The organism is Paenibacillus brevis, assembly GCF_018919145.1.
GTDB classification, from domain to species: Bacteria; Bacillota; Bacilli; order Paenibacillales; family Paenibacillaceae; genus Fontibacillus; species Fontibacillus brevis.
In genome coordinates this window covers 1-14,123 of the sequence record NZ_JAHLQJ010000030.1, presented here as the reverse complement: position 1 = coordinate 14,123, position 14,123 = coordinate 1, and the positions used below count along the sequence as shown (strand labels likewise).

The 14,123-nt window shown below is 50.6% G+C and carries 9 protein-coding genes; 8 read left to right on the top strand and 1 reads right to left on the bottom strand.

What is annotated here, in order from left to right; all coding sequences use genetic code 11:
- Window positions 1–2 precede the first annotated feature (2 nt).
- The 8 genes from KQJ23_RS22180 to KQJ23_RS22145 all read left to right on the top strand — a co-directional run bounded on the left by KQJ23_RS22180 (window position 3) and on the right by KQJ23_RS22145 (window position 13,299).
- Entirely contained in the window at window positions 3–4,532 is a 4,530-nt protein-coding gene (locus tag KQJ23_RS22180) for a DUF7601 domain-containing protein (RefSeq protein WP_216481091.1), read from the top strand.
- A gap of 11 nt (window positions 4,533–4,543) precedes the next feature.
- On the top strand, window positions 4,544–5,347 hold the full coding sequence (srtB, locus tag KQJ23_RS22175; protein ID WP_216481090.1) for a class B sortase: 804 nt from the start codon (window positions 4,544–4,546) through the stop codon (window positions 5,345–5,347).
- A 279-nt stretch (window positions 5,348–5,626) separates the two neighbouring features.
- A complete protein-coding gene (locus KQJ23_RS22170) occupies window positions 5,627–6,133 on the top strand; it encodes a type 1 glutamine amidotransferase domain-containing protein (protein WP_216481089.1) in 507 nt (168 codons plus the stop codon).
- 33 nt (window positions 6,134–6,166) lie between these two features.
- A complete protein-coding gene (locus KQJ23_RS22165) occupies window positions 6,167–6,631 on the top strand; it encodes a hypothetical protein (RefSeq protein WP_216481088.1) in 465 nt (154 codons plus the stop codon).
- Between the two features lie 545 nt (window positions 6,632–7,176).
- Window positions 7,177–8,421: a histidine--tRNA ligase gene (gene hisS / locus KQJ23_RS22160; RefSeq protein ID WP_216481087.1), complete on the top strand. Its 1,245-nt coding sequence runs from the start codon at window positions 7,177–7,179 to the stop codon at window positions 8,419–8,421.
- A gap of 38 nt (window positions 8,422–8,459) precedes the next feature.
- Window positions 8,460–10,235, top strand: coding sequence for an aspartate--tRNA ligase (aspS, locus tag KQJ23_RS22155; protein ID WP_216481086.1), 1,776 nt, complete (start codon window positions 8,460–8,462; stop codon window positions 10,233–10,235).
- Between the two features lie 15 nt (window positions 10,236–10,250).
- Window positions 10,251–11,003 (top strand): tRNA threonylcarbamoyladenosine dehydratase, encoded by a 753-nt coding sequence (locus KQJ23_RS22150; RefSeq protein ID WP_216481085.1) that lies wholly within the window; start codon window positions 10,251–10,253, stop codon window positions 11,001–11,003.
- 187 nt (window positions 11,004–11,190) lie between these two features.
- The gene (locus KQJ23_RS22145) at window positions 11,191–13,299 is read left to right on the top strand and encodes a HelD family protein (protein ID WP_216481084.1); all 2,109 of its coding nucleotides are present in this window, start codon (window positions 11,191–11,193) and stop codon (window positions 13,297–13,299) included.
- Between the two features lie 25 nt (window positions 13,300–13,324).
- On the opposite strand, the gene KQJ23_RS22140 is transcribed toward KQJ23_RS22145, so the two are convergent.
- Window positions 13,325–13,984, bottom strand: coding sequence for an HNH endonuclease (locus KQJ23_RS22140; RefSeq protein ID WP_216481083.1), 660 nt, complete (start codon window positions 13,982–13,984; stop codon window positions 13,325–13,327).
- Window positions 13,985–14,123 lie beyond the last annotated feature (139 nt).

Sequence of the window (14,123 nt, the reverse complement as noted above, 5' to 3'; positions counted from 1 at the left end):
TAATGGGATCTAAGCTTATGAATTGGCTGCTGGTTCTGGTCGTCCTGATCGGCACCGTGGCCCCCGTTGGCAGGACGGCGACAGCAGCGGGCGATAAGACAGGGATACTGACAAACCTGTCGGCAGTGATTATACAAAACGGCAAGGTAATTACGCAAGCAGATAAAATTAACGGGAAGGAACCGATCGAGGTTATAGTTTCCTTCGGTGTTCCGGTTGCGGGAGATGATCCGGTTCCGCCAGAGATCGTTGAATACGGGGATACTGCAAGCATTCTGTTGAGCCAAGGCTTCTCCGCCTTACCGGAATCGATTCCTCCGCTTAAATTCGGATCTAAGCAGCTTGCTGATGCGAGTTTGTCACAAGCGGGAAACACCGTAACTGCGGATGTCTATTTTAACGGGGACGCCGATATTTTCGATGGAATTGGCGGCTATTATGATGTTAGCGGAGAATTTACAGCGAAACTGCAATATGACGACAGCGGAAGCGCGGGATCTGAAGGCGATCATACAGTAATGATCCTTGGAAAGACCTATACCGTAAATATTCCTCCGGCTGAGATCGTGTACAATATTGGGAAAAGCGGCACTGTGGATTTGTCCAATCGGACGGTTGAGTGGCAAGTGGATATTAGTGCGACTCAGAGCGGTAATTCGCTGGACCTTAAGGATTACATATTCAGCGATAATTTAGCGGGGGTAGGAGAATTGGTGGCAGGGTCCTTCAAAATGGGCGGAACTCCTGTTACGCCTGATCCTATAACTGGAAATGTAATTCAATATACTTTTTCTGACAATTCGGTGAGCCCGCAGACCGTGACTTTCCAGACGAAAATTCCGGAAAATAAATACTATGCTAACAATAATCAATCTATAGGCAATACTGCGGAATTGCTTAAGGACAATGTCACCGTCAAGGAAGGATCAACCACGGTGACATTTACTCCGCCGAAATCGATTGAAAAAAGCGGGGATAAAAGTGATGAAACCCCTGGGGGTATTTACGATCCAAGCAACCGTACAATTACTTGGACGATTACGGCCAACCGTGCGATGGCCGACCTGGAAAATCTGACGATCAAGGATCAATTGCCAAATGGTCTGGACTTTGTATCGGCCAAGTGGGAGACCTCAACGGACGGATCGACCTGGACTCACTATAGTGATGTTTCCTCAGAGCCTATTAACAGTGAATATACACTTTCAGGAACTACCAGTGATATGGCTCGCCTGATTATCACGAGCAAAGTGACGGACACTGATATTACGACGGGCACTACAACATTCTACAATTCAGCGACGCTAGATTGGGATGGCAAGCCGGCCGGAGTGAATCCGAGCACAGGCAGCATCGGAGTGGGCATCGGCTATAATGCTATTACTAAGTCCGGCACTCTGGATAAAGCCAACCGCGAGATTACCTGGACGGTGAATGTGGATGCTAAAGGGCAAAGCATTCCGGGGATGAAGGTGTATGACCTGCTCGTCTACAAAAACAGCATTGACCTTGATGCAGTAACGGGTCTCCCGCCAGGCATTAATAAAACGGACCTTACTCCGCGCCATGGCTTGAAATATGTAACCGGCAGTTATACGGGCGACGGGATTTTGAATGCTATTGCGATCGAGCAGGGAGGCGAGCATGTTGCCGATCTGCTGGAAATCACGAACCTTTCGACGAGTACGGCCAATCGTTTTTCCTTTAAGACACTTGTGGTAGATCCGGATATCTTTGCAGGCAACAAGCCTTCCAATGTATCTAACACAGCCTCCCTATTTGACGGGATCAAAAAGTTGAATGCAGCTACTGGCACTGTGAATTATGACAGCCGAACGCTGGAGAAGGAGCTGCTGAAGCACGAAGCGCAAGCCGATCCGGCTGCAGGCGTTAACATTCAGCGCACGGTCAACGCTGCGGAAGGCTTTGATTATACCGACAAGTCGGTTATTTTCCGGCTCAGCATCAACGCGGACGGCCTGGATTTCGATGCCGTGAAAAATGCGGACGATGAGGCGCTGGGGGCAGTGACGGTCACGGATGCCCTGCCGGCGGGTTGGGAATTCACGGAGATTGCACCTGGCCAGAACTACCTTGTATTCGAGGGAACGGCAGGCTCAGGCTCTTCTGTGAATGCTGTTGATATCACGCCGGATCCTGTGGCGGGATTGACAGCCGATTTCACTGAGACGGGCAAAGCTACTTTCACCTTCAGTCCGCTGAACAAGCCTTATGTTATTTTAGTGAAAGCTAAACCGAACGAAAGTACGCTTGACGGCTATTTTAACAGAAACCAGACTACAAACATCACAAATAACTTGCAACTTCTTGCTGAAAAATGGACGCCTGGAGTATCCAGAAATCAGAACGTTTCGATTAAGAGCGAGATTCTTAAAAAGTCCTACTCAGTTCCTCAGCAGGGTACACTGAACTGGACCGTGGATTATAACCCTTATGCTCTGACAAATATCGGAGAGAGAATTGAAGATACATTGCCAATCGGTCTTGACTTGCGCACTGATTCCAAGGGCGTATTGTTGCTGGACAGCAATATTACTGCTACGGAATTGACGCTGAAGGAGAATGGAACGCTTGAGGAAGGGAATCCCGTTGTTCTAGTATTGGACGGCAATATCTCATACGACAATGCAACCCGTGTTCTTACCTTCATCATTCCAGATAGCAGTAAGGCTTATCGCTTTACTTATGTCACAGACATTACTGGTGAGCCGGGCTCCGTTACCAACCAGGTGCGATTGTCTAAAGGTAATGTCAACGCAGAAAATCAAGCTGTGAATTATGCAATCAGCAATGCAGATAGCTTGGCGACAATGCAAAGAGGCGGTTGGCTGGAAATTACCAAGACGAATGGAGCAACAGCCGCTGCGCTTTCGGACGCTGAATTCACCCTGTTCTCGGAGGACGGCAGCACAGTCATCCGCAAGGCTGTCAGCGCTGCAAACGGCAAGCTGACGCTGAGAGCGATCCCGGCCGGACAGTATGTGCTTAAAGAGACGGCTGCTCCTTTCGGCTATACGTTGGATGATACGGCCCATACGGTCAGCGTGGATACTTCCGGCCCTTCTGTCGTCACTTCCATTGACGGTAAGATCGGCACTGGCTCTAACCTGCTGGCGGTAGCCAACTACCTTGAGAATACCGCGGGCAATCTCGCCATCAGCAAGACGGTTGCCGGGAATGACGGAGATTTAAATAAAAGGTTTGATTTCACGGTTACATTCACCGGAGCCGGAGGCACATACAGCTACATTGGAACCGGCGGTGCAAGCCATGGTACGATCAGCAGCGGTGATACAATCGCTCTAGCCCATGGGGAAGGAATTATCATTACCGGCTTGCCAAAGGACGCGGAATATACGGTAACGGAAACGGATTATTCCCCGGAAGGCTACATCACCACAAGTATTGATGCTGCTGGCATCATTACTGCGGATGATACTCAGTCTGCCGCATTTACGAATACGAAGGATAAGCCGGGAAGTCTGGTCATTAGTAAGACTGTAGCCGGTAATGCGGGTGATCAGAACAAAAAGTTCGATTTTACAGTTCAATTCAGTGCTTCGGGGGAATATGAATATTTCGGAAACGGCGGTGCGGCTGACGGCAGAATTAAGAGCGGGGACACTGTTTCCCTGGCTCATGGAGAAAGTATTGCGATCGCTGGCCTTCCCAAGGATACAACGTATTCCGTGACAGAAGCAGATTACGCTGCTGAGGGCTATGCCCAATCGAGTCAAGGCGACACGGGTATCATCCTGACCGATTCCGTATGGACTGCCTCGTTCGTAAATACGAAGAATATTTATGTGCCGTCGGAGCCGGGTCCAGGTCCTTCCGTACCGGACGATTCAGTTGGTCTGGGCAGCTTGTCTATCGCCAAGTCTGTGGCGGGAGATGATGGCGATCGCGGGAAGAGGTTTAACTTTTCCATCATTCTAAACGGTGCAGCAGGCTTCTACAGCTTTACGGGAAGCGGAGGCGCATCTCATGGTTCCATTCAAAGCGGAGGCAGCTTCTCGCTGGCCCATGGAGAGAGCATTACCATTTCTGGACTTCCCGAAGGTACAAATTATGTTGTAACGGAAGAGGATTACTCTGGAGAAGGATATGCGACCTCCAGTGCGGGTGCCTCGGGAGTGATCCAATCCGGCGTGACGCATCGTGCGGCTTTTATCAACACAAAGGACACTGCAAGCCATGAAGAGCCTACGAACGGAGACGATGGAGACCTAGACGGTAATGACGGTGAAGGTCTGCCGGATGGAGAGCCCGCCGGCGAGGATTCAATCGGAGGAGATTCCGATGTCGCCACGCCTGTCGGCTATCAAAGCGGTGAGGGAAATAATAACAATGAGGGGGCAACGAAAGGAACACCGAAAACGGGTGACACTTCCTTCCAGCAAGCAGCTAAGTTCGGATTCATCTTCTTCTTGCTGGCGTTGGCCGCATTATTCTTGACGGATTCTATTCTGCGAAGCAGAAGATACCCGAAAAATGAGATCAATCCTTAAGCAGCATGAGCATGAGCAAAAACAGACACAAAGTAACTTTAAACCGCTTTGCCGGGATTCATAAGCTGCTGCGCATTTTGATGGTCATCTGTTTTCTGGGTCTCCTGTATTCCTGCTATATCCTTATGGATGAGAAGCATGAATATAGTCAGGGAGATGAAGCTTATGCTCTGCTCCGGATTCAGGCAGAGAATCAATTGACAGCAGAAAAAGACGTCATTAGTGTTCCTGCAGAGATCGCTGTGAATCCGGTAAGAGAGATAAATTTTTCTGCCCTGATACAGGTTAATTCGGAGGTGGTAGCCTGGATCTCGTCAGAGGACCGGATCATCGACTACCCCATCGTGCAGGGGACAGATAACGAGTACTATTTGACTCATTTATTTAGTGGCAAGAAGAACAAGCTTGGCAGTCTCTTTGTTGATTATCGGACTGCAGGTGATTTCTCGGGGCAGACTACGATCGTTTACGGTCACAATATGAAAGACGGTTCCATGTTCTCATCCTTAGCGAAATATAAGGACCAGGAGTATTTCGATAAACATCCTTCCATGCGACTATATACCCCGTCCGGGGTATATACGTTGGAGTTTTTTGCCGGAATCGTCGCGGATGGGGACTACGAGTTTATCCGGCACCAATTTCATGATGACCAGGATTTTCTGACCTATATCGATGCATTAAAAAAGGATTCAACCTTTATGAGCGATGTACCGGTAGCTGCCAATGAACGAATTGTCGCCCTATGCACCTGCTCTTATGAATTCAATAATGCGAGATATGCCTTATTCGGAAAGCTGGTTCGGGCCGAATAAGAAGCACGGGATGTGTAAACACACAAGCGCCAATCTCCAAGGGAGTCTTCCTTGGATTGGCGCTTTTTTCAATGCGCTGATGCCGCTGATAATTTGGTGCTTCTTCATGCAGCGTCATTTTGTTGAGAGTATGAAGCGAACCGGAGTTGTGGGGGAGGAGCATTGTTATAAAAGAGAAGTAAACGGGTAATAACAAGACGAGCACGACTCAAGTAATGGACTCAGGAAATTAGAGGATCTCTAACATACTAAAGGATTGAGTAAGGAGGAAATGGTCAGATGAGCAGAGTTGCATTTTTACTGGCAGACCAGTTTGAAGACTCCGAGATGCAGGTTCCTTATGAAGAAGTAAAAAAAGCCGGACATGAAGCGGTCATTATCGGGCTTCTGGCAGGACGGAAGGTTCAGGGCAAGCAAGGAAAGGCAGAATATGAAACGGAGGCGGCTATTGCGGATGTGAAGGCTTCTGACTTTGACGCCGTCGTGATTCCAGGGGGCTCGTCTCCCGAGGGTCTGCGCGGCAGTCAGCCGGTCCAGGATTTTGTAACAGAGATGAACAAGGCGGGAAAGACGATTGCAGCAATATGCCATGGTCCTCAAATTCTGATCAGTGCAGGGCTGTTGGAGGGCAGAACAATCACTTCCTTCACGCCGCTGAAGGACGACATGACTAATGCGGGTGCTACGTTTCGGGATGAAGAGGTTGTTGTCGACGGGAATTTCGTGACCTCGCGTACGCCGAAGGATGAACCGGCGTTTGTCAGAGAATTGCTCAAGAAGCTGTAAACCAAAAAAACAGGAATAAGGGAGGTAAAAGGGATGGCAAAGCATATTCAGGCCTATTTCAGGAGCGAGGATGAAGCAGAGGGGGCAAGAACAAGTCTGCTAACCTTTGAGACGGAGCAGGTGGAGGTCGGTGCATTAGATACCTCGATTGGACGGAATGGCAATTTGTTAGTGCCATTTATGCCCATTAACGGAGGCGTATCCAATGGAGGAGGTACTGCCGGCGTTGCCGGGTTGCCAAGCACGGCTTCTGCACAGGGCGTGATTCCGGTTCTCTCCAAACAAGATTCCGTTAATGAAGAAGGAACGGTCAGGGATGAACTGCCAGAACGGCGGGAGGACGGGGTCATGGATCCGGTGCTGAATGTTTCTTCCTACAGCGACGAAGATTACAGTAACCTGAAATATGTGCTAAGCTTGAAAGCTAAGGATGAGGATTATGAAATGATCATTCACAAACTGCGAGGCATGGGGGCATTTGTCGAACGATTAGATTGATTGACAGATTTTTTGTAATGTAACTGTAATATTCGTTTCATCGTTCTTTAACATTGGTTGTTTATAATAACAGCATGACCCCCTTTTAATATATTTAACTTTTGGACCTGTGCCCCGTTGGTACAGGTTTTTTTCTGTCTGTCTACAGATAGGCTTGACTTTGTCGCTGTACTTGCTTAAAATCATGGAATATACAGTTTGATACTGATTTGATGACGGGACAAAGTACTTCAACCCCACATCCGCAGAGAGGAATCCCATGAGGCTGGAAGGATTCTGGTGATGATTGAAGGAAGGACCTCCCCGAGAACCGACGACGAACAGCTAGAAGAAGCTTGATAAGCTTCCTCCCCGGTCCAGTAGACGTTAGGCGCATGCGGGCGTTATCCGTTATGAAGCGAATGTTCCCTAGATGAACATTCGGAACTTGGGTGGTACCGCGGGTGAATGGAATTCCAGACTCTCGTCCCTGTTATTGTTGACAGGGGCGGGAGTTTTTTTAATGTCCAAAATTTGGATGAGCATAGAGGATGGAGGAAAAGGATATGGCTTTTCAAAAACCGACCGGGACGCAGGATTTGCTGCCGGGAACCGTTGAGAAATGGCAATTTATCGAGGAGAAAGCGCGGGATCTGTGCCGCCGGTTTAATTATGGCGAGATTCGGACCCCGATCTTTGAACAGACCTCGCTATTTGAACGCGGGGTAGGAGAAACTACTGATATTGTCGAGAAGGAAATGTATTCGTTCCAGGATAAAGGGGAGCGCTGGATGACCCTTAGACCGGAAGGAACGGCCGGTGTTGTACGGTCCTATGTGGAGAACAAGCTCTATGGAGATCCGGATCTGACCAAGCTGTACTATATCGGGCCTATGTTCCGCTACGAGCGGCCCCAAGCCGGACGGCAGCGGCAATTCCATCAATTCGGCGTGGAAGCCTTTGGCGCCACGGATCCGGCCATTGATGCCGAGGTTGTTGCGCTGGGATATCAATACTGCGTAGAGCTGGGACTGAAGGGCGTGAAAGTAGAGATTAATTCCGTAGGCAATCCGGCAAGCCGGGCAGCTTATCGGGATAAACTCTTGGCCTTCTTGCTGCCGATGAAGGAAACCTTGTGCAAGGATTGCCAATCCCGGATGGAGCGTAATCCGCTTCGGGTGCTGGATTGCAAGGTGGATCAGGATAAATTCGGCGGTGCACCATCAATTCTGGACAGTCTGGATGAGGAGTGCAGCACGCATTTTGCCAAGGTGCAGGAGCTGCTGACCGCGATGGAGATTGATTATGTCATCAACCATCGCCTGGTACGCGGCCTTGACTACTACACCCACACCGCATTTGAGTACAAGGCGGAAGGCATTGGTGCGATCGATACCATTGGCGGCGGCGGACGCTACAATGGACTCGTCGCTGATGTTGGCGGGCCGGATCAGCCAGGCATTGGCATGGCACTCGGACTGGAACGGATTGCTCTGATTCTGGAAAAGCAGGAAGTCGGACTGACGGCGGCGAAGCCGTTGGACGTCTACTTGATCTCTTTGGGAGAAGCTGCGGATCAGGAAATATCCAAGCTGCTGTTCAAGGTGCGTAAGGCGGGTTATTCTGCCGAGAAGGATTATTTGAGCCGCAAAATGAAGGCGCAGATGAAATCTGCTGACCGGATGCAGGCGAGGTATACCGCCATTTTGGGCGATGATGAGCTGGAGCGCGGTGAAATTGCTCTGAAGTCAATGGAGTCAGGTGAACAGCGGACGATCAAGCTCCACGAGCTGGTTGACGCATTGAAATAACAACTACACTATTTTACCAATGAAAGGATTGTCAATGTATGAAGCGTACTCATCGATGCGGCACACTTAGTCCCGCGAATATTGGAGAAACAGTAACATTGAATGGTTGGGTGCAAACCCGCCGCGACCTGGGGGGCGTCCTGTTCATCGATTTGCGTGACCGCAGCGGGATTGTACAGATTGTCTTCAATCCGGCTTATTCCGGAGAAGCGCTGCAAATTGCTGACAAGGTGCGGAGCGAATACGTGCTGGCTGTCAGCGGCACCGTGGTGAAAAGAGACCCTGAAACCGTGAATTCGAATTTGCCGACCGGCGAAATCGAGGTGCGAATTACAGAGATTGAAGTGCTGAATGCAGCCAAGACGCCTCCGTTCTTCATTGAAGACGGAGTAGAGGTGGATGAATCGCTGCGTTTGAAATACCGTTACCTGGACCTGCGCCGTCCGGAGATGCAAAATACGCTGTGGCTTCGTTCCAAAGCAGCTAAAGTGTTCCGCGATTTCCTCGACGGGGAAGGCTTCATCGAGGTGGAAACGCCTATCCTGACCAAGAGCTCGCCGGAAGGCGCGCGGGATTATCTCGTGCCAAGCCGGGTACATCCGGGAGAATTTTTCGCGTTGCCGCAATCCCCTCAGCTGTACAAGCAGCTTCTGATGGTCAGCGGCATTGAACGCTATTATCAGATCGCACGCTGCTTCCGGGACGAGGATCTTCGTGCAGACCGCCAGCCGGAATTCACGCAGGTCGACATCGAGACTTCGTTCCTGAGCCGGGATGAGCTGCTAGACATGATGGAGCAACTCGTCGTTCGTTTGTTCAGAGAGACCAAGGGAATCGAGATTCCGACACCGTTCCAGCGTCTGTCTTATGCAGATGCTATGGGTAAATACGGCTCTGACAAGCCGGATCTGCGTTTTGGCCTGGAGCTCGTTAACGTCAGCGACATCGTTGCCGGAAGCGGTGCGAAAGTATTTGCCTCTGTCATTGATAAGGGCGGCGAGGTGAAGGTGCTGAACGCAAAGGGCTGCGGCACATGGAGCCGTAAGGATATTGATGACCTTGGACCATACGCTGCCCGTTACGGTGCGAAGGGATTGGCCTGGATTCAGGTTAAGGAAGGCGAATTCCGCGGACCGATCGTGAAATTCCTTAGCGAGCAAGAGATTGAAGCGTTGAAGACCCGTACCGATGCTGAAGAGGGAGATTTGCTCTTGTTCTCTGCCGACACCAAGAAGGTGGTGGCCGACGTTCTGGGTGCGCTTCGTCTAAAGATTGGCCGCGATCTTGGCCTGATCGACGACAGTGTGTACAAGTTCGCTTGGGTCGTAGACTTCCCGCTGCTCGGCTGGGATGAAGATCAAAAACGCTATGTGGCGGAGCATCATCCGTTCACTCGTCCGCGTGAAGAAGACCTGCACCTGTTCGAGAGCGATCCGGGTCAGATTCTTGCGCAAGCCTATGACCTCGTGTTGAACGGCTACGAGGTAGGCGGCGGCTCCATGCGGATCTACAAGCGCGATGTTCAGGAGAAAATGTTCAAGGCCATCGGCTTGAGTCCGGAAGAAGCCCAGGACAAATTCGGCTATTTGCTGGATGCATTTGACTACGGCACACCGCCGCATGGCGGGATCGCCTTCGGCTTCGACCGTCTGGTCATGCTGCTTACCGGGCGCTCCAACCTGCGCGAGACGATCGCGTTCCCGAAGACCGCGAGTGCGACAGATCTGCTGATGAACGCTCCTTCCGAGGTGGACACACCGCAGCTTGAGCAGCTTCACATCAAGCTGGCGAAGAAGCCTGGACAAGAGAAATAACTGGGAGGCTAAAGGATGCTTCATCAATTTTCACGGACCGAGCTTGCTATTGGAGAAGAAGGGCTTGAAATTCTGAAGAACAGCACTGTAGCCGTTCTCGGCGTCGGCGGTGTCGGAGCGATGGCAGTGGAAGGCCTGGCCCGTACGGGCATCGGCCGCATCATTATGATCGATAAGGATGCTGTTGATATTACTAACATCAATCGTCAGATTCATGCCTTGACGACTACAATCGGACAGAAGAAAGCCGATCTGATGTGTGAACGGGTTAAACTGATCAATCCGGAATGCGAGACGATCGCACTGAATATGTTCTATACGGAAGAGACCTATGAGCAATTGTTCAAATACGACATCGATTACATTTTGGACGCCTCTGATACGATTATTTACAAGATTCATCTCATAAAGGAATGCCGCAAGCGGAATATTCCGGTTCTGTCGAGTATGGGGGCCGCGAACAAGCTGGATCCAACCAAATTCCAGGTGGCCGACATTTCCAAGACGCATATGGACCCGATGGCCCGCGTCATCCGTACGAAGCTGCGTGAAGACGGGATCAAGAAGGGCATAAAGGTGGTATTCTCAACCGAGCCGCCAGTAAGACCGCGTAAGGATGTTACGGAGAAGATCGTGTCTCCCGAGGCCAAAATCCGTAAAGCCAAGCAGCCGCCGGCAAGTAACTCCTTCGTTCCGCCAGTCGTGGGTCTGATCATGGTCAGTGTAGCGGTACGTGAATTACTGGAAGCAGGCGGAGTTAAATTGTAATCAGCTAAAAGGTGCAGCATCGGTCGTAAGACCGGGGCTGCGCTTTTGTGTTCATAGCCATCCGGAACGGTATTCGCTTTTTCAAATAACGAGTGCTATAATAAAACTCCTTTTGACTTCGGAATTCTCAGATTTAAGAAATTGATGGCCGGGGCAAAAAATAAAACCTTAGGAGGTAACTGAAAAGATGGAAGATTTTCAAAGTGCCTATCAAGAAGAGAAGCGGCGGCTGGAGGATATGCTGCAGATGGTCGACAGCCAATTGACCCGGTTAAAGAGCATTCCGGTTTATACGGGCCAGGATTTCACCGAACAGATGCTGGAGGCGCATCGGGAAGAGAGCAGGCAACAGCTTGCGAGGTCGGTGCGGGAGCCTTACTTCGGGAGGCTTGATTTTGCAGAGGCGGGAAAGAGCAAGAGCGAGCTGTATATCGGCAAGCAAGGGGTATATGATCCGGAGAGCAGCAAGCCGGTCGTCATCGACTGGCGGGCTCCGGTAGCGAGCTTGTTCTATTCATTTACGGGCGGTGATGATGCTTCGTATGAGGCACCAGAGGGTGAGATAGAAGGACTTGTGTACTTGAAGCGGAACCTGGTGATCAGGCAAGGCATCCTGGAGCGGGTTGCCGATACGTATAACCGGGAGAGCGAAGGCCCGGCCGTATCCGACGAATTCCTCGTCTATCGGCTTGGCGAGAACAAGGACAACCGGCTCAGAGATATTGTCTCTACGATTCAGGCGGAACAAGACTTGATTATCCGAGCAGCCAAAAATACGGCACTGATCATTCAAGGAGTTGCGGGGAGCGGAAAAACCACCGTTGCTCTTCATCGGCTTGCCTTCTTGCTCTATCAGTACAAGGAACAGATCAAGGCCGAACGAATGGTCATCTTCGCCCCCAACCATATGTTTATCGATTATATCTCCGAGGTACTGCCTGAGCTTGGCGTAGGAGATATCCAGCAAAGCACGTTTGCGGATTGGGCTGCGCGATTGCTTGATTTGGAGAATGCGCCGCAGGACGATGCAAATGAACTGACACGCTGGTTTGATTCATTGGATAATCATCAAAGCGCTACGCATTCTGGTAAGGAAAATCCAGAATATCCAGGCAGATTTAAAGGCTCGATGGAGTTTAAGTCTATTCTCGACAGCTATCTGGATCGTCTTGAGCCTGCATGTGTACCGGAGCAGGATTTTGAGCCTTGGGATGGGGCCAGGCTGCCGTTTAGCGTCATCGCCGACTGGTTCAATGGCGAATACAGACATTACCCGATTGCAAGGCGCAAGGAAAGGGTATTGGCACGGATTCATCGGTGGATTGAAATGGAGCTGAAGAAATCCCCGTCAGCAGCAGCTCTGAAGGAGCGGAAGAAGAAGGCGCAGCAGCGGGAGAAGTCCTATGCCAAGAAATGGCCGGAACTGGACTCGCTTGCTATTTACAAGAGACTGATGCAGGACAAAGCGGACGGGATGCCTTCCTCCATTTTGAAGGAGACCCGCTCCTATTTGAAGGAAGGCCAGGTAAAGGAAGAAGACCTTGCTGCCTTATTATATATTTTTTCCAGAATCCAAGAGATTGAGGGGGAGATGACCTTTGACCATGTGGTCATCGATGAAGCCCAGGACTTCAGTCCGCTTCAGGTGGTTGTGCTTGACCAGTTCGTCAAGGGGCATTCTTTCACGATTCTGGGCGATCTGTCCCAAGCCATTCATTATTATAAAGGCGTTCAAAGCTGGGAGGAAATGCAGACTCTATTTCAACCTGAGGATAAAGCTTACTATGCCTTGACCCGCAGCTATCGCTCCACGATGGAAATTATTGATTTTGCGAACGGCATTCTGGAACGGGGAGTCGGAACGGATCTGCTGGCTGTACCGGTATTCCGCAGCGGCGAGCCGGTCAACCTGCTCAAGATAGTGGAGAGGGACAGGGAATTGGTGATTGCGGAGACGTTGACGAAAGTGCTCGAGGGCTCCCACCGGACTGTCGCTCTCTTGACGAGGACGATGGATGAGGCCCGTGAGCTCCATGGGGCGCTTGCCGCCAGGAGCTTCGATATTCATTTGATCGGTGGAGAACAGCGGCAATATACGGGAGGGATTTCCGTGCTGCCGGCTTACTTATCGAAGGGACTAGAATTTGATGCGGTCATCTTGACGGATGTGGATACAGCTCACTATGGAGCCAAAGACGCGAGACTTCTTTACGTTGGTTGTACCCGTGCGCTGCACGAGCTATGGCTGCTTCATGGCAGAGAATTGCCGCAATACGTTCATTCCGCGGCCGAATAATCATCTGGCGTATTTGGCATGGTCGTTATGCCTCATCGGCCGGCATCTTGCGCTGCGAGAACTCATCGAGATCACGATCCGCCTTGAACTGATTGCATTCATTGCAGGCACAGACACAGTTGAGTGGGGTAGTATGCCCGCCTTTCGCTTTCGGCAGCAAGTGATCAATCGTATCTCCATACCCGCCGCAAAAGAAGCAGGTGTGATGATCGCGCGTCAGAATGTAACGGCGGAAGTCCTTGTTGCTGTACAGTCTGCGAATCGTATGACGGTTAACGACGACCGCGGCATACTCCTTCACAAGTGTGACGGCTAAATCAAGCTCGATCTCTTGATGCCATCGGCTGCCTTTGTCTGTCCGCCCCCGCATTCTGATCTTTCCTTGACGGTTCGGTCTCAGCAGACTGGCATCGGGCTGGCCTTGCGGATATATGGGCGGTACAGGTAATGACACATGACGTAATGACTTATCCTTAGCGGAAACGGCCGCAAGTCCCGTGTGCTCGAGCGGAGGAATTCCTTTTAATGCTTCGGCCTGCTTCACCTGCTTCCTGCAGCTGCGGCAGGTTCCGCGCCGGACTCCCTTGCCGTAACGCTTTCCGGTTCTTTTTAGAAAATGGTTGAGCGGCTTATGCTCTCCGCACCGGATGCAGCGCTTGCTGCCCGGAATTGTATTCTCATTCATTTATGTATCCTCCACTGATTCAATATCCTTATTATACCTTGCAGGGTCTGAATCCCCTAATGAAACCAAAAGAAGCTGTCCCAAAAGTACACTTCGGGACAGCCTAAGCAAGAAGTTTAAGTATAGTCACGAAATACAC